19 protein-coding genes are annotated in these 22,271 nt (G+C 72.1%); 2 read left to right on the forward strand and 17 right to left on the reverse strand.

Going from position 1 to position 22,271, the window contains the following annotated elements:
• Positions 1 to 50: 50 nt before the first annotated feature.
• The 16 genes from ACWD3O_RS11730 to ACWD3O_RS11805 all read right to left on the reverse strand — a co-directional run bounded on the left by ACWD3O_RS11730 (position 51) and on the right by ACWD3O_RS11805 (position 17,250).
• Positions 51 to 1,196, reverse strand: coding sequence for a M24 family metallopeptidase (locus ACWD3O_RS11730; protein WP_451415744.1), 1,146 nt, complete (start codon positions 1,194 to 1,196; stop codon positions 51 to 53).
• A gap of 141 nt (positions 1,197 to 1,337) precedes the next feature.
• Positions 1,338 to 2,081: an AAA family ATPase gene (locus tag ACWD3O_RS11735; protein ID WP_451410936.1), complete on the reverse strand. Its 744-nt coding sequence runs from the start codon at positions 2,079 to 2,081 to the stop codon at positions 1,338 to 1,340.
• 117 nt (positions 2,082 to 2,198) lie between these two features.
• Positions 2,199 to 3,296 (reverse strand): 3-dehydroquinate synthase, encoded by a 1,098-nt coding sequence (gene aroB / locus ACWD3O_RS11740; RefSeq protein WP_451415745.1) that lies wholly within the window; start codon positions 3,294 to 3,296, stop codon positions 2,199 to 2,201.
• Positions 3,293 to 3,811, reverse strand: a complete 519-nt coding sequence (locus tag ACWD3O_RS11745) for a shikimate kinase (protein WP_451410938.1) — start codon at positions 3,809 to 3,811, stop codon at positions 3,293 to 3,295. Before ACWD3O_RS11745 ends, aroB begins: the two co-directional genes overlap by 4 nt.
• On the reverse strand, positions 3,808 to 4,992 hold the full coding sequence (gene aroC, locus ACWD3O_RS11750) for a chorismate synthase (RefSeq protein WP_451410939.1): 1,185 nt from the start codon (positions 4,990 to 4,992) through the stop codon (positions 3,808 to 3,810). Before aroC ends, ACWD3O_RS11745 begins: the two co-directional genes overlap by 4 nt.
• A gap of 219 nt (positions 4,993 to 5,211) precedes the next feature.
• A complete protein-coding gene (locus ACWD3O_RS11755) occupies positions 5,212 to 6,039 on the reverse strand; it encodes a shikimate dehydrogenase (RefSeq protein ID WP_451415746.1) in 828 nt (275 codons plus the stop codon).
• Positions 6,036 to 7,694, reverse strand: a complete 1,659-nt coding sequence (mltG, locus tag ACWD3O_RS11760) for an endolytic transglycosylase MltG (RefSeq protein ID WP_451415747.1) — start codon at positions 7,692 to 7,694, stop codon at positions 6,036 to 6,038. The genes ACWD3O_RS11755 and mltG overlap by 4 nt, the downstream gene beginning before the upstream one ends.
• A gap of 121 nt (positions 7,695 to 7,815) precedes the next feature.
• A complete protein-coding gene (gene ruvX / locus ACWD3O_RS11765; protein ID WP_451410942.1) occupies positions 7,816 to 8,280 on the reverse strand; it encodes a Holliday junction resolvase RuvX in 465 nt (154 codons plus the stop codon).
• Positions 8,281 to 8,292: 12 nt separating this feature from the next.
• Positions 8,293 to 10,965 (reverse strand): alanine--tRNA ligase, encoded by a 2,673-nt coding sequence (gene alaS, locus ACWD3O_RS11770; protein ID WP_451410943.1) that lies wholly within the window; start codon positions 10,963 to 10,965, stop codon positions 8,293 to 8,295.
• Entirely contained in the window at positions 10,965 to 11,324 is a 360-nt protein-coding gene (locus ACWD3O_RS11775; RefSeq protein ID WP_451410944.1) for a hypothetical protein, read from the reverse strand. The genes alaS and ACWD3O_RS11775 overlap by 1 nt, the downstream gene beginning before the upstream one ends.
• Positions 11,325 to 11,331: 7 nt before the next feature.
• Complete coding sequence (locus tag ACWD3O_RS11780) at positions 11,332 to 11,778, reverse strand: DUF948 domain-containing protein (protein WP_356134000.1); 447 nt, start codon at positions 11,776 to 11,778, stop codon at positions 11,332 to 11,334.
• Between the two features lie 260 nt (positions 11,779 to 12,038).
• The gene (rpsD, locus tag ACWD3O_RS11785; RefSeq protein WP_166023781.1) at positions 12,039 to 12,653 is read right to left on the reverse strand and encodes a 30S ribosomal protein S4; all 615 of its coding nucleotides are present in this window, start codon (positions 12,651 to 12,653) and stop codon (positions 12,039 to 12,041) included.
• Between the two features lie 359 nt (positions 12,654 to 13,012).
• A complete protein-coding gene (locus tag ACWD3O_RS11790) occupies positions 13,013 to 14,368 on the reverse strand; it encodes a replication-associated recombination protein A (RefSeq protein WP_451415748.1) in 1,356 nt (451 codons plus the stop codon).
• 44 nt (positions 14,369 to 14,412) lie between these two features.
• Positions 14,413 to 15,051, reverse strand: a complete 639-nt coding sequence (locus tag ACWD3O_RS11795) for a vitamin K epoxide reductase family protein (protein WP_451410946.1) — start codon at positions 15,049 to 15,051, stop codon at positions 14,413 to 14,415.
• 215 nt (positions 15,052 to 15,266) lie between these two features.
• Positions 15,267 to 16,529, reverse strand: coding sequence for a histidine--tRNA ligase (gene hisS, locus ACWD3O_RS11800; RefSeq protein WP_451410947.1), 1,263 nt, complete (start codon positions 16,527 to 16,529; stop codon positions 15,267 to 15,269).
• A gap of 13 nt (positions 16,530 to 16,542) precedes the next feature.
• Positions 16,543 to 17,250, reverse strand: a complete 708-nt coding sequence (locus ACWD3O_RS11805) for an MBL fold metallo-hydrolase (protein ID WP_451410948.1) — start codon at positions 17,248 to 17,250, stop codon at positions 16,543 to 16,545.
• A 179-nt stretch (positions 17,251 to 17,429) separates the two neighbouring features.
• Between ACWD3O_RS11805 and ACWD3O_RS11810 the strand changes: the two genes are divergently transcribed.
• Complete coding sequence (locus tag ACWD3O_RS11810; protein ID WP_451410949.1) at positions 17,430 to 18,248, forward strand: peptidylprolyl isomerase; 819 nt, start codon at positions 17,430 to 17,432, stop codon at positions 18,246 to 18,248.
• Positions 18,249 to 18,394: 146 nt separating this feature from the next.
• A complete protein-coding gene (locus tag ACWD3O_RS11815) occupies positions 18,395 to 19,624 on the forward strand; it encodes a DUF349 domain-containing protein (RefSeq protein WP_451410950.1) in 1,230 nt (409 codons plus the stop codon).
• Between the two features lie 100 nt (positions 19,625 to 19,724).
• Here the strand turns inward: ACWD3O_RS11815 and ACWD3O_RS11820 are convergent, their stop codons facing one another.
• On the reverse strand, positions 19,725 to 22,256 hold the full coding sequence (locus ACWD3O_RS11820) for a RelA/SpoT family protein (protein WP_451410951.1): 2,532 nt from the start codon (positions 22,254 to 22,256) through the stop codon (positions 19,725 to 19,727).
• Between the last annotated feature and the right edge of the window lie 15 nt (positions 22,257 to 22,271).

Consider the following 22,271-nt stretch of genomic DNA (forward strand, 5'->3'; position numbering starts at 1 on the left):
TGGACTGACGTGGACGACCCCGGGGCGGCAGGTGCGCGGCGGCCCGGAGGCTACAGCGCGAGCAGCTCCTTGGTCGTGATGGTGAGTAGCTCGGGTCCGCCGTCCGCCTCGGGGCGTACGACGAGCGTGTCATCGATCCGGACCCCGCCCCGACCGGGGAGGTGAACCCCCGGCTCGACGGTGACCGGCACGCAAGCGTCCAGTTTACCCATGGCCGCGGGGGCCAACTGCGGGTCCTCCGCGATTTCCAGTCCCACACCGTGTCCGGTGCGGGCCGGCAGCGCGCTGCCGTAGCCGGCGGACGACAGCACGTGCCGTGCGGCCCGGTCCACATCGCGGTGTTCGACGCCCGGTGCGAGCGCCTCACGGCCGGCCCGCTGGGCTGCGAAGACCACGTCGTAGAGCTCGATCTGCCAGTCCGCGGGGGTGGTGCCGATGACGAAGGTCCGGCCGATCTCGCACCGGTAGCCGCGGTAGGTGGCGCCCATGCAGACGGAGAGGAAGTCGCCTTCCTCGACCCGGCGGTCGGTGGGCCGGTGGCCCGGCCGCCCGGCGTGCGGGCCCGTGGCCACGGAGGTGGGGAACGCCGGACCGTCGGCCCCGTGGTCGACGAGGCGGCGCTCCAGTTCCAGGGCGAGGTGACGCTCGGTGCGGCCGACCAGGATGGACTCCAGCAGCTCGCCCAGCGCCTGGTCGGCGATCTCGGCGCCGGCGCGCAGGCAGGAGATCTCCTCCTCGTCCTTGACCACGCGCATCTGCTCCACGGACCCTCCGAGGTCGGTGAGCCGCAGGCGGGGAGCCACGGAGCCGATGGCGCGGTGGCGGGCGACGGTGAGGTGGTGCTCCTCCACGGCGAGGGAGTCGACGCCGCCCTCCTCGGCGGCCAGTCCGGCGGCGGCCACGGCGGCGTCGCCGCCCTCCGGGGAGAGGCTGCCGCCGAGCGGCCGGATCCGCAGCAGGTCGTCGGGCCGCCCGCCCTCGCGGGCGCCGGAGGGCTGCGGGTCCTCCAGGGGGTGCGGGCACAGCAGCACGTCCTCGGCGCCGTCACGCGGAGCGAGGAGCAGCGCGGCACCCGGCGGGGCGGCACCGGCGAGGTACCGCACGTTGGCGGGACGGGTGACCAGCGCGGCCGCGCTGCCGACCGCGTGGCAGCGTTCCCTCAGCCGCGCCCGGCGGGCGGCGAACACCTCTGGCATGGCCCGAGCGTATGTTCCTGCGCGCGGGGGCGCGTCCTGAACGCGGCCGGTCGGGGGGCGGGGGCGCCCGGGCCGGTCCGGCGGACCGTCAGGCGCGTGTCCGGGGCCCGCGCCCGCCCGTGCGGGCCGCGGCGGCCGGCGTCACCACTGCGGCGGCGCGGCGATGGAGCGGGCGAGGACGTCGTCGAGGAGCGCGGCGGTGGTGGGGACGTCCATCTGGGAGTTGTCGATGATGGGCAGGCCGGAGCCGTACCAGCCGGCCATCCGCCCGTGGATGCGGGCGACTTCCTCGTCGGTGAGCCGCCGGTTGCCCGAGCGCCGGGCGTTGCGCTCCAGCACGACCTCCAGGCCGGGCAGCAGGACCACCGGCAGCAGCCCGGGGCCGACGTGCCGCTTCCAGCCGCCGAGTCCGACGACCGGCCGGTCGGGGAAGACGGCGTCGTCGATCACGCAGGAGATGCCGTTGGCGAGGAAGTTGCGCGCGGCGAAGCCGCAGGTGCGGCGGGCCAGGCGGTACTGGGTCTCGGACTGCTCGTTCCAGCCGGTCTGCGGGTCGGCGAAGCCGGAGCGGACCCACTCGCGGACGTCGTCGAGGCTGATGTGGGCGGTGGGCACCCGGCGGTGGTCGGCCCAGTACTGGGCGACGCTGGTCTTGCCGGCTCCGGCGGGGCCGATGAGCAGCACCGCGAGGATCGCCGTCCGCGGGTCCGGGGGCGGCGGCGCCACCGCGTGGACACCGCCCTGGGCCAGGGGAGCCGCCTGCGGGTGCACCGGGCCTCCCTGGGGCAAGGGCATCTGACCGGTCGCCTCGGGCGCCTGCCCCGTCCAGGCGGTCTGCCCGGGCCCGTGGGGAGGCGGCAGTTCGGACCCCACCGCGTGCTGCATCCCTGCCACTCCGTCTCGTGGTCGCATCCGTCGTACCGGCCGTCGGAACGGTACCGCCCCGCGCCGTCTGGTGGGGAACGGGCGGGGCGGCGGGAAAGTGCCCTGGGGTCCGGGGGGTTACTCGGCGACCTCGCCGTAGGCGGCGAGCAGCACCGCCGGGTCCGGGCCCTCCAGCACGGTGGGACGGGCCAGGCCGTCCAGGACGATGAAGCGCAGCAGGTCGCCGCGGGACTTCTTGTCGACCTTCATGTTCTCCAGCAGCTTGGGCCACTGGTCGTAGCGGTAGGTCAGCGGCAGGCCGAGGGAGCGGAGGATCTCGGTGTGCCGGTCGGCGGTGGCGTCGTCGAGCCGTCCGGCGACCCGGCCCAGCTCGGCGGCGAACCGCATGCCGACGGCGACGGCCGCGCCGTGCCGCCACTTGTAGCGCTCGTTCTTCTCGATGGCGTGCGCCAGGGTGTGGCCGTAGTTGAGGATCTCCCGCAGGCCCGACTCCTTGAGGTCGGAGGAGACCACCTCGGCCTTGACCCGGATGGCGCGCTCGATCAGCTCGGCGGTGTGCGGCCCTTCGGGGCTGCGCGCGGCCTCGGGGTCGCCCTCGATCAGGTCGAGGATGACCGGGTCGGCGATGAAGCCGGCCTTGACGACCTCGGCGAGGCCGGAGACGTAGTCGTGCACCGGCAGCGAGTCCAGCGCGGCCAGGTCGCACAGGACGCCGGCCGGCGGGTGGAAGGCGCCGACGAGGTTCTTGCCCTCGGCGGTGTTGATGCCCGTCTTGCCGCCGACGGCCGCGTCCACCATGGCGAGCACGGTGGTGGGGACGGCGATCCAGCGCACCCCGCGCAGCCAGGTGGCGGCGACGAAGCCGGCCAGGTCGGTGGTGGCGCCGCCGCCGACGCCGACGATCACGTCGGTGCGGGTGAAGCCGGTCTGGCCCAGCGCCTTCCAGCAGTAGGCGGCGACCTCGGCGGTCTTGGCCTCCTCCGCGTTCGGCACCTGGATGGCGACCGCCTCGAAGCCCTGCTCGGCCAGGTCGGCACGGAGCGCGTCTCCGGTCTCGGCGAGCGCCTCGGGGTGGATCACGGCGACCCGCTGGGCCTTGTCGCCCACCAGGGCGCCGAGCTCGCCGAGGAGCTGCCGGCCGACCAGGACCTCGTACGGGTCGGTGCCGGCGCTACCGGCGACCTGGATCCGGGTCACGGCTTCACGGGTGCTCATGCTTCGTTCTTCTCCAGTGCGTCGAGGACCGCCTCGGCGACCTCCTCGGGGGTGCGCCCGTCGGTGGGGACCACCGCGCGGGCGACCTCGGTGTACAGGTGGCGCCGGGCCTCCATCAGCTCCCGCCACTGCTTGCGCGGGTTGACGGCGAGCAGCGGGCGGGCCTGGTTGAGGCCGGTGCGCCGGGCGGCCTCCTCGACGTCCATCGAGAGGTAGACGACCCGCAGGCCGGCCAGCTGCGCCCGCGTGCCGGCGTCGAGGATCGCCCCGCCGCCGAGGGCGAGGACGCCGTCGTGCTCGGCGAGCGCGGTGTGCACGGCCGCCTTCTCCAGGGCGCGGAACCGCTCCTCGCCGTCGTCGACGAAGATGTCGGCGATGGCGCGGCCCTCGGTGGCGACGATGTCGTCGTCGGTGTCGCGGTAGCCGACGCCGAGGCGGTCGGCGAGCAGCGCGCCCACGGTGGACTTGCCGACGCCCATCGGGCCGACCAGGACCAGGCGTGGTCCGGCGTTCATCGGACGGTCAGGGTGTCGAGGTACGACCGCACGTTGCGACGGGTCTCGGGGACGCTGTCGCCGCCGAACTTCTCGGCCACCGCGTCGGCCAGGACGAGGGCGACCATGGCCTCGGCGACGATGCCCGCCGCGGGGACCGCGCAGACGTCGGAGCGCTGGTGGTGGGCCTGCGCGGGTTCGCCGGTGGTGACGTCGACGGTGCGCAGGGCGCGCGGCACGGTGGCGATGGGCTTCATCGCGGCCCGCACCCGCAGCAACTCGCCGGTGGTGAGGCCGCCCTCGGTGCCGCCGGCGCGGCCGGAGGCGCGGCGGATGCCGTCCTCGGTGGGGACGATCTCGTCGTGCGCCTTGGAGCCGGGCACGCGGGCCAGGTCGAAGCCGTCGCCGACCTCGACGCCCTTGATGGCCTGGATGCCCATCAGCGCGGCGGCCAGGCGGGCGTCCAGGCGGCGGTCCCAGTGGACGTGCGAGCCGAGGCCGACGGGCACGCCGTAGGCCAGCACCTCGACGACGCCGCCGAGGGTGTCACCGTCCTTGTGGGCCTGGTCGATCTCGGCGACCATCCGCTTCGACGCGTCGGCGTCCAGGCAGCGCACCGGGTCGGCGTCCAGCTTCTCGGTGTCCGCGGGCGTCGGGTACACGCCGTACGGGGCCTTGGCGGCGGCCAGTTCGACGACGTGGGAGACGATCTCGATGCCGGCCGTCTCCTTGAGGTAGGAGCGGGCGACGGCGCCGAGCGCGACGCGGGCCGCGGTTTCGCGGGCGGAGGCGCGCTCGAGGATCGGGCGGGCCTCGTCGAAGCCGTACTTCTGCATGCCGGCCAGGTCGGCGTGGCCGGGCCGCGGCCGGGTCAGCGGCGCGTTGCGGGCGAGGCCGGCGAGGATCTCCGGGTCCACCGGGTCGGCGGCCATGACCTGCTCCCACTTGGGCCACTCGGTGTTGCCGACCATGATCGCGATCGGGGAGCCGAGGCTGAGGCCGTGGCGCACGCCGCCGAGGAAGGTGACCTCGTCGCGCTCGAACTTCATCCGGGCGCCGCGGCCGTAGCCGAGGCGGCGGCGGGCGAGGTGGTCGGCCACCATCTCGGTGGTGACCGGCACGCCGGCCGGAAGTCCTTCCAGCGTCGCGACGAGTGCGGGTCCGTGGGACTCCCCCGCGGTCAGCCAGCGCAACCTGCTCAACGGTGCTCCTCCTGCTCGCGCCAGTGGTACGGCGACGGCGCGCCCAGGTCCTGGCCGGGCCCGCCTTGCCCCTGATCCTCCCATGCCCGGGGAGGCGGACGGCCCACCGGTCCACCGGTCGGACAGGCGTCCCACGCCACGGACCCCCGGCAGCGCGGGGCGCGGTGGGACGGCGGCGTGACGGAGGTCACCGGCGCACGAGCCGCTCGGCCCGGGGCTTCAGCGGGCGGAGAGTGCCCGCTCCCCCGCGTCCCGCATGGCCTTCAGCGGCGCCGGGACCCGTCCGGTCATCTGCTCGACCTGGAGCACCGCCTGGTGCACCAGCAGGTCGAGGCCGCCGACCAGCGCGCCCCCGGCCGCGGACCAGCGGTGCGCCAGCGGGGTCGGCCAGGGCTCGTAGAGCACGTCGAACAGCGCGCCGGGCCGCTCCGGCACCGCCCCGGCCAGGGCGTCGGTGGCGCCGGCGGGGGTCGTGGCGATCACCAGCGGGGCCCGCAGGGCCTCGGCGGCGTCCTCCCAGGCGGCGATCCGGACGCCGGCCCCGAGGCGGGCGCCCCACTCCCGCATCTCGGCGGCGCGCGCCTCGCTGCGGACGTACACCGTGATCTCGCCGGGGCAGATCCGGGTCAGCGCGGCCAGCGCGGACGACGCGGTGGCGCCGGCGCCGAGGACCGCCGCCGACTCCGCCTTCTCGATGCCCCGCTCGCGGAGGGCGGCGACCATGCCGGGGACGTCGGTGTTGTCCCCGACGCGGCGGCCGTCCTCGGTGAACACGACCGTGTTGACGGCCTCGACGGAGGCGGCGGTCTCGCTGACCGAGTCGAGCAGCGGGATGATCGCCCGCTTCAGCGGCATGGTCAGCGAAAGCCCGGCCCACTCCGGGCCGAGGCCCTCGACGAAGCCGGGCAGGGCCGCCTCGTCGGTCTCGAACCGGTCGTACGTCCAGCCGTCCAGGCCGAGCTCGGCGTAGGCGGCCCGGTGCAGCACCGGGGAGAGGGAGTGGGCGATCGGCGAGCCGAGCACGGCGGCGCGGTGCCGCTGGGTCACTGCTCCTCCCGCAGCTGCTTCTGGAACTGCTGGACCAGCTTCTCGTGCTCGGCGTAGGTCTTGCTGAACTTGCTGGTCTTGCCGTCGAGTGAGATGAAGTAGTACCAGCCCTGGTCGGTGGGGGCCATCGCGCCGGTGATGGCGTCCTCGCCCGGGTTGCCGATCGGGCCGGGCGGCAGACCGCGGTGGTAGTGCGTGTTGTAGGGGTTGTCGATGCCCCGGAGATCCTGCGCGGAGATGTCCAGCTCGTGCTGGTTCTTGAAGTAGTTGTAGCTGGAGTCGAACTCGAGCTTGCCGTAGGTCTCGGTGTTGTCCGGCGACAGCCGGTTGTAGATGACCTCGGCCATCTGCTTGAAGTCGTCGTGGCTGATGCCCTCGGCCTGCACCAGGCTGGCGACGGTGACCAGCTCGAGCGGGCTGTCGAGCCCGAACTCCTTGTACCGGGTGTCGACCTCGTGCTTCTCGTAGATCTCGGTGGACCGCTTCACCATGTCCTTGAGGAGGTCCTCGGGCTTGGTGTCGTCCGCGGCCGGGTAGGTCGCCGGGAAGAGGAAGCCCTCCAGGGGGTCCTTTATGTCGTCGCTGTCGGCGGCCCACTCGGGCAGGCCCAGCGTCTCGGACTTCTCCTGGGCGATCTTCTGGGTGGTGCCCGCGTCGAGGTCGAGCTTCTTGTCGATCGCCTTGTAGATGTCGGCGTTCCGCATGCCCTCGGTGACGACCAGCCCCTTGGCGCCGCTCTTGCCGGGGTCGAGGAGCCATTCCACCGCGGTCTCTGCGGACATTTCCTTTTCGAGCTGGTACGCGCCCGCCTGGAGGTCGCCCCCGCTGTCGGTGAGCGCCGCGACGAAGCCGTCGACGCTCTTGACGATGCCCTTCTCCTTGAGGATCCGGCCGACCTCCGCGCCGGTGGAGCCGGGCGGGATGGTGATCGAGACGGCCGTGCCGTTGCCGTCGCCCGAGAAGTCCGGGGCCGAGGCGAAGCGGTCCTGGTAGAGGTAGTAGCCCCCGCCGACGACCACCGCGCCGACCACCAGCAGGCCGATCAGGCAGCCCCCGCGGCCTCTGCGGCCCTCGTCGCGGTCGCCGCCGCGGCCCCGGCGGCCCTCGTCACGGCCCCGGCGGTCCGACCTGCCGCCACGCCCGCGCCGACCGGGGCGGTCGTCGCGACCGTCGTCCTCGTCGTCGTCCGCGCCGGTGAAGAACGGGTGCCGCTCCTCCTCCGGCTCGGCGTCCCAGTCGGGGCGGTCCTGGCCGGCGCCCGGCCGGCCGTCGCCCTGCTGCGGGTACCCCTGCTGCTGGTGACCCTGCTCCTGGTAGCCCTGCTGCGTCCCGTAGCCGTCGTCGTACGACTGCTGGTGCTGGTGGGGGTGCTGCTGCTGGTGCTGATGCTGCTGCGCGTAGGGATCGTGGCCCGTGCCGTACGGCGGCTGCTCTCCGGTGCCCCAGTCACCGCCGTACTGCTGCTGGTGCTGCTGCCCGTAGTGCTGCTGGTCCTGTCCGCCGTACGGGTCCTGCTCCGGATACTGCTGCGGCTGGCCGCCGTACGGGAACTGCTGCTGCCCCTGCGGGTGCTGCCCTCCCCATCCGTCGTCCCCGTAGTACGGGTCACCGGGATGCCACGGTTCGGAGCCTTGGCCCCGGCCATACTCAGTCATCGATCCCCTAGAGCCGCGAGGCGGTGTCTTTCCGGCACCGGTCGGCTCGGAGCCGCGCCGCCTCTCGTTGTGCGACGGCATTCGAACGCGCCGCATCGCGCGGAACGTTACCGTACCGCGATCAGCGGGCCACCTCGACTGCTTCCCCTGGAGCAACCCCGGACACCCGTTCGGATTCCAGTGCCTGCTGCAGGATGATCACAGCCGCGGCCTGGTCGATCACGGAGCGTCCCTTCTTGGACTTCACGCCCGAGGCGCGCAGTCCCTGGCTCGCCGTGACCGTGGTCATCCGCTCGTCCACCAGCCGCACCGGCACCGGCGCGATCCGCGCCGCCAGCTCCTGGGTGAAGCCGCGCACCTTGGCGGCCGCGGGGCCCTCCCCGCCCTTGAGGGAGCGGGGAAGGCCGACGACGACCTCGATGGGTTCGTACTCCTCGACGAGCTGCGTGAGCCGCCGGTGGGCCGCCGGGACGTCTCGTCCCGGCACCGTCTCGACCGGTGTGGCGAGGATCCCGTCGGGGTCGCACGAGGCGACCCCGATCCGGGCGTCCCCGACGTCGACGGCCAGCCGGCGTCCTCTGCGCATGTGTCGCCTACCTCACTTGGCCGTGTCGGCCACGAGGCGCTCGACGGCGTCCACGGCCTCGCCGATGGCGGCCGGGTTCTGGCCGCCGCCCTGGGCGACGTCCGGCTTTCCGCCACCGCCGCCGCCGAGGGTCTTGGCGGCCACGCGGACCAGGTCGCCGGCCTTGAGGCCGCGGTCACGGGCGGCGTCGTTGGTGGCGATGACCGTGAGCGGCTTGCCGTTGACCGTGGTGAACAGGGCCACCACGGCGGCCCGGCCGCCCTGGATGCGGCCGCGCACGTCGAGGACCAGCTTGCGCAGGTCGTCGGCGGTGGTGCCGTCCGGCACCTGGCCGGTGACCAGGGCCACGCCGCGGACGTCCTTGGCGGACTCGGCGAGACCGGCGGCGGCCTGCAGCACCTTCTCGGCGCGGAACTTCTCGATCTCCTTCTCGGCGTCCTTCAGCTTGCCGAGCATGGCGGCGACCTTCTCCGGCAGCTCCTCCGAGCGGCCCTTGAGCAGCTCGGTGAGCTGGTTGACCACCGTGTGCTCGCGGGCCAGGAAGTTGTACGCGTCGACGCCGACCAGGGCCTCGATGCGGCGCACGCCGGAGCCGATGGAGGACTCGCCGAGCAGCTTCACCAGACCGAGCTGGGCGGTGGAGTGGACGTGCGTGCCGCCGCACAGCTCCTTGGAGAAGTCGCCGATGGTGACCACGCGGACCCGCTCGCCGTACTTCTCGCCGAACTCGGCGATGGCGCCCTGCTTCTTGGCCTCGTCGATGCTCATCACGTCGGCGCGCACGTCGAGGTCGCGGGAGAGCACCTCGTTGATCTTCTGCTCGACGTCGGTCATCACGGCCGTCGGGACGGCCGACGGGGAGCCGAAGTCGAAGCGGAAGCGGCCCGGCTGGTTCTCCGAACCGGCCTGGGCGGCCGTCGGGCCGAGCGCGTCGCGCAGGGCCTGGTGGGTGAGGTGGGTGGCCGAGTGGGCGCGGGCGATGGCGGTGCGGCGACGGTGGTCGATGGAGGCCTCGGCCTTCGAGCCCACGGTCACCTCGCCCACCATGACGACGCCCTTGTGCACGTAGACGCCCGGGACCGGCTTCTGGCAGTCGCGGATCTCGATCACGGCGCCGGAGTCGGCCTTGATCCGGCCGGTGTCGCCGATCTGGCCGCCGCCCTCGGCGTAGAACGGGGTGCGGTCCAGGACGACCTCGACCTCGTCGCCCTCGCGGGCGGCCGGGGAGGAGACGCCGTCGACCAGGATGCCGACGACGGTGGACTCGCCCTCGGTGTGGGTGTAGCCGATGAACTCGGTCTCGCCGGCGGTGTCGGCGATCTCGCGGTAGGCGCCGAGCGAGGCGTGACCGGTCTTCTTGGCCTGGGCGTCGGCCTTGGCGCGCTCCCGCTGCTCCTTCATCAGGCGGCGGAAGCCGTCCTCGTCCACGGAGAGGCCCTGTTCGGCGGCCATCTCGAGGGTGAGGTCGATGGGGAAGCCCCAGGTGTCGTGGAGCAGGAACGCCTTGTCGCCGGCGAGGACCTTGCCGCCGGCGGCCTTGGTCTCGGTGACGGCGGTGTCGAGGATGTTGGTGCCGGCCTTCAGCGTCTTGAGGAAGGCGTTCTCCTCGGCGAGGGCGACCTTCTCGATCCGCTCGCGGTCGGTGACCAGCTCGGGGTACTGCTGGCCCATCATGCCGATGACGACGTCGATGAGGTCCTTGACGACCGGGCCGGTGGCGCCGAGCAGGCGCATGTTGCGGATGGCGCGGCGCATGATGCGGCGCAGCACGTAGCCGCGGCCCTCGTTGCCGGGGGTGACGCCGTCGCCGATGAGCATCACCGAGGTGCGCATGTGGTCGGTGACCACGCGCAGCGAGACGTCGGAGGAGGCGGCGTCGCCGTAGCGGACGCCGGTCAGCTCGGTGGCCTTCTCGATGACGGCCATCGAGGTGTCGATCTCGTACATGTTCTGCACGCCCTGCAGGATCATCGCGAGGCGTTCGAGGCCGAGACCGGTGTCGATGTTCTTGCTGGGCAGGTCGCCGAGGATCTCGAAGTCGTCCTTGCCGGTGCCCTCGCCCCGCTCGTACTGCATGAAGACGAGGTTCCAGATCTCCACGTACCGCTCGTCGTTGACGGCCGGGCCGCCCTCGACGCCGAACTCGGGGCCGCGGTCGTAGTTGATCTCGGAGCACGGGCCGCAGGGGCCGGGGACGCCCATGGACCAGAAGTTGTCCTTCTTGCCCAGGCGCTGGATCCGCTCGGCGGGCACGCCGACGACGTCGCGCCAGATCTGCTCGGCCTCGTCGTCGTCCTGGTAGACGGTGATCCAGAGCTTCTCGGCCTCCAGGCCGTAACCACCCTTGTCCTGGGGGCTGGTGAGCAGCTCCCAGGCGAGCTTGATGGCGCCTTCCTTGAAGTAGTCGCCGAAGGAGAAGTTGCCGCACATCTGGAAGAAGGTGCCGTGGCGGGTGGTCTTGCCGACCTCCTCGATGTCCGGCGTGCGCACGCACTTCTGCACGCTGGTGGCGCGCGGGTACGGCGGCTTGACCTCACCCAGGAAGTAGGGCTTGAACGGCACCATGCCGGCCGGGACGAGGAGCAGAGTCGGGTCGTCCGCGATCAGCGACGCCGAAGGGACGACGGTGTGCCCGCGCTCCTCGAAGAAGCTCAGCCAGCGGCGGCGGATCTCGGCCGACTCCATCAGTGGTCCTCATTCCGGTTGTACGAGTACGTCGGGGCGTACTTCTCGTTGCTGCGGTGGTCTGCGGCGGCGATGTGCCGCCCGGTGGTCCGCCCCGGCTCCAGGGCGGCGGCGCGGGGTCCGGGGTCGACGGGCGCGTTCAGGCCGAGCGCCTCGCCGAGTTCGGCCTCGCGCTGGACCATGTTGTCGCGCACGTCGAGCGCGAAGTCCTTCAGCCGGTGGCCCGCCTCGACGGCCTTGTTCGCCGCCTGCGCGGCGAGGCTCTCGGGGGTGAGCTGTTTCAGCTTGCGGTTGACCTTGGTGGTGGCCCACACGCCGGCGGCTGCGCCGGCGGAGAACCAGAAGGCTCGACGGAACATCGGTGGTTCAGTCCCTCTTCCGCTTCGTCCGGCTGGCCCGGCCTTCGGCCGGGAGGGTTCGGCCCACGATCACGGTGCGCCGGGGTTCGCGCGGCGCCCCGGCCGCGGCGTCGCTGCGGCTCAGCGCGCGGCGCACGCCGTAACCGAAGGCCGCGACCTTGACCAGGGGGCCGCCGAAGGTGGAGGCGACGGTCGTCGACAGCGCGTTGGCGTTCGACGTGACCTCCTGGACGTCCGATGCGATGGCGTCGACCCGGTCGATCTGGGTCTGTGCGGAACGCACGGCCTGGGAGGCGTCGGAGAGCAGCGGGACGGCCTGCTCGGTCACGTCCGCCACCAGCCTGGTCGTCGCCCTGAGCGTCTGGGCCAGTCTCGCCAGGGCTACGGCGAGGAAGGACACCAGGATGGCCCAGAAGACGGCCACCAGGATTCCGGCCACCTCTCCACCGGACACTGCGCACCCGCTCCCTGACATCGGAAAAGTCGTGCCCCGAGCCTATCGCGCCAGGGCGCGCGCCCTGTACCGGTTTCCGCCGCGCGGCGACGCGGCCGTCCCGCCCGCCCCGGGGAACGGCGACGGCCCGCCCCCGTGCACGGAAGAACCGGCACGGCGGCGGGCCGAGGTTGAGCAGCGCACGCCTCGCGGCAAGCGAGCCGAAGGGACACCGACTCCGGCGCCCCGGAGGCGAGCGCAGCTCGCCAATCCGAGCAGGATCAGCGGGCGTAGTACTCGACGACGAGCTGCTCGTCGCAGATCACCGGGATCTCCTTGCGGTTCGGCTCGCGGTCCAGGCGGAACGCCAGGGCCTTGAGGTTCACCTGCAGGTAGCGCGGGATCTCGCCGTCGGGGGCGAAGCCACCCTCGCGGGCGACCTGGAACAGCGTCTTGTCCTTGGAGCGGTCGCGGACCTGCACGACGTCGTCCGGACGGACACGGAAGGACGGCTTGTCGACCTTCTGGCCGTTGACCTGGATGTGGCCGTGGACGACCATCTGGCGGGCCTGGTAGATCGTGCGGGCGATGCCCGAACGCAGGACCAGCGCGTCGAGACGGCGCTCGAGCTCGACGATCAGGGCCTCACCGGTCTTGCCCTGCACCTTGGAGGCACGCTCGTAGGCGCGGACGAGCTGGCGCTCGGACACGTCGTACTGCGCGCGCAGACGCTGCTTCTCGAGCAGACGGACCTTGTAGTCCGAGTTCTGCTTGCGGCCGCGGCCGTGCTCACCCGGCGGGTAGGGGCGGGCCTCGAAGTACTTGACGGCCTTCGGGGTCAGCGCGATGCCGAGGGCACGCGACTTCTTGACCTTGGGGCGGGACTGGTTCGCCATGAACCAAACACCTCATATTTCTGTGTGAATACGGCTCACCAGGGTTAGGGGAGGTCGCATCCGCAGCCCGGGAAACCCGTCCGGTTCCGGAGAACCCGGCGGGCAGCCGCTCCCAGGTCTGGGCACATACGTGCAGCACGCGAGTGGCCCACCGACCGGTGACCCCGGGCGCGTGGACCGGAGGCGGTGGTGGGCTGCCCGCGACACCTTCGACGGTGCGCGACGCTCCTGGATCCCCGGAGCCTCGCGGCTCGGGGTTCCGGCTGGATGTCCCGCCTGGTGCGGTCCGCCGGAGCGGACTACGGGACGCAGCACTTCGGGCAATGGTACAGCCCTCGCCGGGCCGCGAGGACCGCGGGTCAGGACCGGCGGCGGCCGAGGTTCTTGCGGGTCCACTCCACGGCGTCGGCGTACCGGGCCTCGGCGCCGTGCCGGGTGGGGCTGTAGTACTCGCGGTCCTTGATCGCGTCCGGCGCGTACTGCTGGGCGGCGATGCCCTCGGGCAGGTCGTGCGGGTAGACGTACCCCTGGGCGTGCCCCAGCTTGGCGGCGCCCTTGTAGTGCCCGTCGCGCAGGTGCGACGGGACCGGCCCGGCCAGTCCCTTGCGGACGTCCTCCAGCGCGGCGCCGATCGCCGTGGTCGCCGCGTTGGACTTGGGGGCGAGGGCCAGCGCGATGGTGGCGTGGCTCAGCGTGAGGGCGGCCTCCGGGAAGCCGATCATGGCGACGGCCTGCGCCGCGGCCACGGCGACGGACAACGCGTTCGGGTCGGCGAGGCCGATGTCCTCGCTGGCGGAGATCATCAGCCGGCGCGCGATGAACCGAGGGTCCTCCCCCGCGTCGATCATGCGGGCCAGGTAGTGCAGGGCGGCGTCCACGTCGGAGCCCCTGATCGACTTGATCAGCGCGCTGGCCACGTCATAGTGCTGGTCGCCGTCCTTGTCGTAGCGCACGGCGGCGCGGGCGACGGAGTCCTCCAGCGTCTCCAGCGTGATCGCGGCCTCACCCTTGGCCAGGGCCGAACCCGCGCCCGCCTCCAGGGCCGTCAGGGCGCGGCGGGCGTCACCGCCGGCGACCCGCAGCAGGTGCTCCTCGGCGTCCTCGGGCAGCTCCACCGAGCCGCCGAGCCCTCGCTCGTCGCTCACCGCGCGGTGCAGCAGACCGCGCAGGTCCTCGTCGGTGAGCGGTTCCAGGGTCAGCAGCAGGGAGCGCGAGAGCAGCGGGGAGATCACCGAGAAGTACGGGTTCTCGGTGGTGGCGGCGATCAGGGTGACCCAGCGGTTCTCCACCGCCGGAAGCAGGGAGTCCTGCTGGGCCTTGCTGAAGCGGTGGATCTCGTCGAGGAAGAGGACGGTCTCCTTGCCGAAGCCGCCGGTGGCGCGGCGCGCGCCGTCGATGACCGCCCGGACCTCCTTGACGCCGGCGGTGATCGCGGAGAGCTCCACGAACCGCTTGTCGGTGGCCTTGGAGATCACGTACGCGAGCGTCGTCTTGCCCGTCCCCGGCGGCCCCCAGAGGATCACCGAGGAGGGTCCGGCGGGGCCGGAGGCGCCTTCGCCGACCAGGCGGCGCAGCGGGGAGCCGGGCTTCAGCAGGTGCCCCTGGCCCACGACCTCGTCAAGGGTGCGGGGGCGCATCCGGACCGCCAGCGGACTGGCGGCCGGGTCCTTCTCCTGGCGTTCTTCGGCTGCGGCGGTGAACAGGTCGGGCTCCACACCGAAACCCTAAGCCACGGCGCCGACAACGCGGCCGGGGCCGGTCAGGCCCAGAGGTTGGCGCCCCAGCGGGTGAAGATCAGGATGGCGACGATGCCGAGGTGCAGCACCGGGAGCGCCCAGGTGAACTCGGCGAAGAAGTTCCGCAGCCCCTTGGGCGCGGGCAGGAAGCCGTTGCGGACGTTGAACGAGGTCACGTACCAGAACATCAGGATGGTGACGGTCCAGGCGAGCATGCACCACAGGCAGAGGCGGTTGATCTCGTACAGGGACTGGATCATCAGCCAGGTGCAGAAGCCCACGCCGAAGAGCGTGCCGGCGTTGAAGGTGAGCCAGTACCAGCGGGGGAACCGGGCGCCCGCGATCACGCTCATGCCCACGGCGACGACGATGCCGTAGGTGACCAGGCCCAGCAGCGGGTTCGGGAAGCCGAAGACCGAGGCCTGGTCGCTCTGCATGATGCTCACGCAGGAGAAGATCGGGTTCAGGCTGCAGGCCGGCTTGTAGGACGGGTCCTCGAGCAGGTGGAACTTGTCCATCGTGATGATGCCCGAGGCGAACACGCCGAGCAGGCCGGTGATCACCAGCAGCACACCGAAGGCCCGGCTGCCGCCCGCCCGGCGCGGACCGTCGTCCCCGGTCCGGGGCGCCGGCACGTCGTGCACTGTCGTCATGCTGCTCATCACACCGATTCCCTGGCGTCGAAGGGGCTGGGCACGGCCATTGTGCCGCACTCTGGCACGCCCGCCGTTCGATGGACGTAAATGGGTCCCCACGGCTGCGCCGAAGGGCCCTCCGGCCGGGAACACCCGTTCCAGGGACGCACCCGCGCACGGGCGGGAACGCGAAGGGCGCCCCCTCCTCGCGGAGGAGGCGCCCCGGGCGCGGGCGGCGGGCGTCAGCCGAGGCGGGACTCGAGTTCCGCGACGATCTCGCCGACGCCGATGGCCGTCTGCTCGCCGGACTCCATGTCCTTGAGCTGGACGACGCCCTCGGCGAGGTCCCGCTCACCGGCCACCAGGGTGAACCGGGCGCCGGAGCGGTTGGCGGCCTTCATGGCCGCCTTGAGCCCCTTGTTGCCGTACCCGAAGTCCGCGGCGATGCCCACCTTGCGCAGCTCGGTGACCTTGGCGAACAGCAGCCGCCGCGCCTCCTCGCCCAGCGGGACGGCGAAGACGCTGGTGGTGGCGGGCAGGTCCAGCTCGACGCCCTCCGCCTCCAGGGCCAGCACGGTGCGGTCGACGCCGAGCGCCCAGCCCACGGACGGCAGCGCCGGGCCGCCGATCATCTCGGAGAGGCCGTCGTACCGGCCGCCGCCGCCCACCGCGGACTGGGAGCCGAGGCCGTCGTGGACGAACTCGAAGGTGGTGCGGGTGTAGTAGTCGAGGCCGCGGACCAGCTTCGGGTCGTCCTCGAAGGCGACGCCCGCCGCGGTGATCAGCTCGCGGACCTCCTCGTGGTAGGCCTTGCACGCCTCGCACAGGTGGTCCTGGAGCAGCGGCGCGCCCACGAGCTGCTGCTGCACGTCGGCCCGCTTGTCGTCGAGGACGCGCAGCGGGTTGATCTCGGCCCGGCGCAGCGTCTCCTCGTCGAGGTCCAGGCCGCGCAGGAAGTCCTGGAGGGCGGCCCGGTAGGCGGGGCGGCACTCCTTGTCGCCGAGGCTGTTGAGCAGGATGCGGAAGTTCCGCAGGCCCAGCGAGCGGTAGGCCTGGTCGGCCAGGATGATCAGCTCGGCGTCCAGCGCGGGGTCCTCGGCGCCGATCGCCTCGGCGCCGACCTGGGAGAAGTGGCGGTAGCGGCCCTTCTGCGGGCGCTCGTAGCGGTAGTAGGAGCCCGAGTACCAGAGCTTGACGGGCAGGTTGCCGGCCTTGTGGAGGTTGGCCTCCAGCGCGGCGCGGAGCACGGAGGCGGTGCCCTCGGGACGCAGGGCGAGCCGGTCGCCGCCCTTGGTCTCGAAGGCGTACATCTCCTTGGTGACGATGTCGGTGGACTCGCCGACGCCGCGGGCGAACAGCTCGACGTTCTCGAAGCCGGGGGTCTCGATGTAGCCGTAGCCGGAGTTGCGCAGCGGGGCGGCGATCGCCTCGCGCACGGCGAGGTACCGGGCGGAGCTCGGCGGGATCAGGTCGTACGTGCCCTTGGGGGCCTTGAAAGTGCTCACGGGTGTTCTCTCGTCACATTCCTCGTCGGGGGGCCTGGAAGCCCTCCGGGCCGGCGGCCACCTGCCGCAGATAGGGGTTGGTGGCGCGCTCCTGGCCGATGGTCGTCTGGGGGCCGTGGCCGGACAGGACGACGGTGGTGTCCTCCAGCGGCAGGCACACGCGGGCCAGCGACGCGAGCATGTCGTCCATGTCGCCGCCCGGCAGGTCGGTCCGTCCGATGGAGCCGGCGAACAGCAGATCCCCGGAGAAGAAGACGGACGGCACGTCCGCGTTCTCGGGCATCCGGAAGGTCACCGACCCCTTGGTATGGCCGGGAGCGTGCGCCACGGAGAACTCCAGCCCGGCGAGCTCCAGCCGCGAGCCGTCGGTGAGCTCCCGGACGTCGTCGGGCTCGCCCACGGCCAGCTCACCCATGAGCGGCATGCCGATGGACCGGCCGAGCGCCTTCTCGGGGTCGCTCATCATGTACCGGTCCGACGGGTGGATCCAGGCGGGCACGTCGTGCGCGCCGCACACCGGGACCACCGAGGCGACGTGGTCGATGTGTCCATGGGTGAGGACGACCGCGACGGGCTTGAGCCGATGCTTCCTGAGTGTCTCCTCGACTCCCGCGGCGGCCTGGTGGCCGGGGTCGATGATCACGCACTCCTCGCCGGCACCGGGGGCGACGAGATAACAGTTCGTCCCCCAGGCACCGGCCGGGAACCCGGCAATGAGCACGATCGTCCCTCATATGTCGATACGGGCGGGCGGCGTTCCGGCCACCCTGGCGTCAGCAGCCTACCGGCGCTGCCGAATCATCGGCGAACCCATATACGGTACGGGGCACACGCACGCGGTCGGCTCAGGAGGCCCAAGCGGCCCGGTCGACGCACGATTCGCACGAGGAGTGAGACCCGGTGGTCACCCAGGAACAGCGGCGGCGTCAGCTCGCCCGGGAGAAGTTCTTGCGCCAGCAGCAGCGGCGCACCGACGCCCGCCGCAAGGCGCGCATGCGGAACGCGGTGATCGCGTCGGTCCTCGGCGTGGTCCTGGTCGGCAGCCTCGCGCTGTACACCACGGGGACGCTGCGGGGCGACGACGACAACGTGGCCAAGAGCGCGGAGGCGTCCCCGAGCGCCGAGCCGTCCAAGAAGGCCCCGGACCCGTGCGAGAAGCCGGCCGCGGGCGAGATCGAGAAGATGACGTTCGACAAGGAGCCGGCGCTCAAGATCGACACGTCCGCGCAGTACACGATGACGCTGGACACCACCTGCGGGGAGATGTCGGTCGAGCTGGACGCCAAGGGCGCGCCGCACACCGTGAACTCCTTCGAGTTCCTGGCGGGCAAGGGCTACTTCGACCACACCAAGTGCCACCGCCTGACCACCCAGGGCATCTACGTGCTCCAGTGCGGCGACCCGACGGCCCAGGGCTCCGGCGGTCCCGGGTACGAGATCAAGGACGAGAACCTCAAGTCCGACGCCCTGAAGAAGGACACCTACCCGACGGGCACGGTCGCGATGGCCAACGCCGGTCCGAACACCAACGGCAGCCAGTTCTTCCTGGTCTACCAGGACAGCCCGCTGCCGCCGAACTACACGCCGTTCGGCAAGCTCGACAAGAAGGGGCTGGCGGTCCTGGAGAAGATCGCCAAGGCCGGTGAGAGCACCGGCATGGGGGACGGCGCCCCCAACGCGACGGTGGTCATCAACAAGGCGACCGTCACCAAGTCCTGAGCCGTGGACGCCTTCCCGCGGGCCGATATTCGGTCGCGCGGGATGCGGACAGGCCACCCGCCGGTCGCCTATGTTGACCGGTGACGAAACTGTGGAGGATGCCCGGGGCCACGAAACCCCCCGCGGCATCATGTGGAGGAGGCGCTGTGAGCAGCGACCCGTGGGGCCGCGTCGACGAGACGGGGACCGTGTACGTGCGTACGGCCGACGGCGAGAAGGTCGTCGGTTCCTGGCAGGCCGGCTCCCCTGACGAGGCGTTGGCCTACTTCGAGCGCAAGTACGAGGGCCTGGTTGTCGAGATCGGCCTCCTCGAGCGGAGGGTGCGGACCACCGACCTCGCCGCCAAGGACGCCCTGGCCGCTGTCGAGCACCTGCGTGAGCAGGTCGACGCCCATCACGCGGTGGGCGACCTGGACGCGCTGCGCAAGCGTCTGGACAAGCTGGTGGAGACGGTCGATTCCCGTCGCGAGGAGCGCAAGGCGCAGCGGGCGAAGCAGTCGGAGGAGGCCCGTCAGGCCAAGGAGGCGCTGGTCGCCGAGGCCGAGGAGCTGGCCCGGTCCGAGCAGTGGCGGTCGGCCGGCGAGCGGCTGCGCGCGCTGGTGGACACCTGGAAGGGGCTGCCGCGGCTGGACCGCAAGTCCGACGACGAGCTGTGGCACCGCTTCTCGCACGCCCGCAGCGCGTTCTCCAAGCGCCGCAAGGCGCACTTCGCTCAGCTGGACCAGCAGCGCGAGGACGCCCGCAAGGTCAAGGAGCGGCTGGTCGCCGAGGCGGAGTCGCTCTCCGGCTCGACGGACTGGGGTCCGACGGCCGCCCGTTACCGCGAGCTGATGACCGAGTGGAAGGCGGCGGGCCGCGCCCAGCGCGAGCACGAGGACGAACTGTGGAACCGCTTCCGCGGCGCCCAGGACGTCTTCTTCGCCGCCCGCAGCTCGGTCTTCGCCGAGCGGGACGCCGAGCAGGCGGAGAACCTGAAGCTGAAGGAGGAGCTGGCCGGGGAGGCCGAGAAGCTCCTGCCCGTCACCGACCTCAAGGCCGCGCGCGCCGCCTTCCGTGCGATCAACGAGCGGTGGGAGGCCGTCGGCCACGTCCCGCGGGACGCCCGGCCGAAGGTCGAGGGCCGGATGCACGCGGTGGAGCGGGCGATCCAGGAGGCCGAGGAGGCCGAGTGGAAGCGCACCAACCCGGAGGCGCGGGCGCGTGCGGCCGGTCTGACCGGTCAGCTGCAGGCCGCGGTGGACAAGCTCGAGGGCCAGATCGAGCAGGCCCGCGCGCAGGGCAACACCGCGCGGGCGGAGAAGCTCGAGCGTGAGCTGGCGGGGCGTCGGGCCCTGCTGGACCAGGCCCTCAAGGGTCTGCAGGAGTTCGGCGGCTGACGCCCTCCAGGAGTGCGGCGGCCGACGCCCCTCCGACGCCGACGCCCCCGGTCGCCTCTGCGGCCGGGGGCGTCGTTCGTGTGCGGGCCCGGGCGGGGCGTCAGCGGGTCTGGCGCGCGGAGGTCACCCGGTAGACGTCGTAGACGCCCTCCACACCGCGGACGGCCTTCAGGACGTGGCCCAGGTGTTTGGGGTCGCCCATCTCGAAGGTGAACCGCGAGGTCGCCACCCGGTCGCGGGAGGTCTGCACCGCCGCGGACAGGATGTTGACGTGCTGGTCGGACAGGACCCGGGTGACGTCGGAGAGCAGCCGGGACCGGTCCAGCGCCTCGACCTGGATGGCGACCAGGAACACCGAGGACTGGGTGGGCGCCCACTCGACCTCGAGCATCCGCTCGGGTTCGCGGGAGAGCGAGTCGACGTTGACGCAGTCGGTGCGGTGCACGGAGACGCCGCTGCCCCGGGTGACGAAGCCGATGATCGGGTCGCCGGGCACCGGGGTGCAGCACCGGGCCAGCTTGACCCACACGTCGTCGACGCCCTTGACGACGACGCCTGGGTCGGCGCTGGAGCGGCGCTTGCGGGTGCGCGCCGGCGGCACGCTCTCGTCGATCTCCTCGCTGGCGGCCTCCTCGCCGCCCATCGCCTGGACCAGCTTCTGCACGACGTTCTGCGCGGCCACATGGCCCTCGCCGATCGCGGCGTACAGGGAGGAGATGTCCGGGTAGCGCATCTCGTGGGCGATGGTGACCAGGGAGTCGCCGGTGAGGATGCGCTGGATCGGCAGGTTCTGCTTGCGCATGGCCCGCGCGATGGCGTCCTTGCCGTGCTCGATGGCCTCGTCCCGGCGCTCCTTGGAGAACCAGGCGCGGATCTTGTTGCGGGCGCGGGGCGACTTGACGAAGCCGAGCCAGTCACGGGAGGGACCCGCGTTGTCGGCCTTGGAGGTGAACACCTCGACGGTGTCGCCGTTGTCCAGGGTGGACTCCAGCGGGACCAGGCGGCCGTTGACGCGGGCGCCTATGGTGCGGTGGCCGACCTCGGTGTGGACGGCGTAGGCGAAGTCGACGGGCGTCGCCCCGGCGGGCAGCGCTATGACGTCGCCCTTGGGGGTGAAGACGAAGACCTCGTTGCGCGACAGGTCGAAGCGCAGGGAGTCCAGGAACTCGCCGGGGTCCTCGGTCTCCTTCTGCCAGTCGAGGAGCTGGCGCAGCCACGCCATGTCGTTGACCGCGTCCTTGTCCTTGCCGGAGCCCGCGGAGCGCGGGGAGTCGGTGCGGACCTTGGAGGCTCCGGCCACGGCCTCCTGCTTGTACTTCCAGTGCGCGGCGATGCCGTACTCGGCGCGGCGGTGCATGTCGAAGGTGCGGATCTGCAGCTCGACGGGCTTGCCGCCGGGGCCGATGACCGTCGTGTGCAGCGACTGGTACATGTTGAACTTGGGCATCGCGATGTAGTCCTTGAACCGGCCGGGGACCGGGTTCCAGCGCGCGTGCACCGTGCCGAGGGCCGCGTAGCAGTCGCGGACGGTGTCCACGAGGACGCGGATGCCCACCAGGTCGTAGATCTCCGCGAAGTCGCGGCCGCGGACGATCATCTTCTGGTAGACGCTGTAGTAGTGCTTGGGGCGGCCGGTGACGGTCGCCTTGATGCGGGCGGCCCGCAGGTCGGCCTGGACCTCGTCGATGACGGTGGCGAGGTACTCGTCGCGCTTGGGGGCGCGCTCGGCGACCAGGCGGACGATCTCGTCGTACATCTTGGGGTAGAGGATCGCGAACGCGAGGTCCTCCAGCTCCCACTTGATGGTGTTCATGCCCAGCCGGTGGGCCAGCGGGGCGTAGATCTCCAGGGTCTCGCGGGCCTTCTTCTCCTGCTTCTCCCGCTTGAGGTAGCGCATGGTGCGCATGTTGTGCAGGCGGTCCGCGAGCTTGATCACCAGGACCCGGGGGTCCTTGGCCATGGCGACGACCATCTTGCGCACGGTCTCGGCCTGCGCGGCCTCGCCGAACTTGACCTTGTCCAGCTTGGTCACGCCGTCGACCAGCAGGGCCACCGTGTCGCCGAAGTCCTGGCGCAGCTGTTCGAGGCCGTACTCGGTGTCCTCGACGGTGTCGTGGAGCAGGCCGGCCATCAGCGTCGCCGGGTCCATGCCGAGCTCGGCGAGGATGGTGGTGACCGCGAGCGGGTGGGTGATGTACGGGTCGCCGCTCTTGCGCTTCTGCCCGCGGTGCCAGCGTTCGGCGACCTGGTAGGCCTTCTCGATCTGGCGGAGCGTGGACGTCTCGGTCTTGGGGTCGTTGCCGCGCACTATCCGCAGCAGCGGTTCCAGGACGGGGTTGTACGCGCTGGAGCGCTGCACGCCGAGGCGGGCCAGGCGGGCGCGGACGCGGCTGGAGGAGCCGGAGCGGGGGGCGGCGCCCGTGCCGCTGGCGCCGGCGGGGCCGGTGGTGCGGGACGAGGGCCTCGGGCGGGCCGCCTCCTCGGCGGGCGCGGCGGCCCGGTCCTGCGCGCGCTCCCGGCCTGCGGGCTCCTCGCGGATGTCCTGCGCGTCCGTGTCCGGCGCGGGGCTCGCCGCGTCGCCCCTCGCCCGCTCGGGCTGGGCGGCGGTCAGTGACTGGGCCTCGTCTGGCAAGAGGACTCCTCGGGC

Source organism: Streptomyces sp. NPDC002640 (assembly GCF_053592575.1).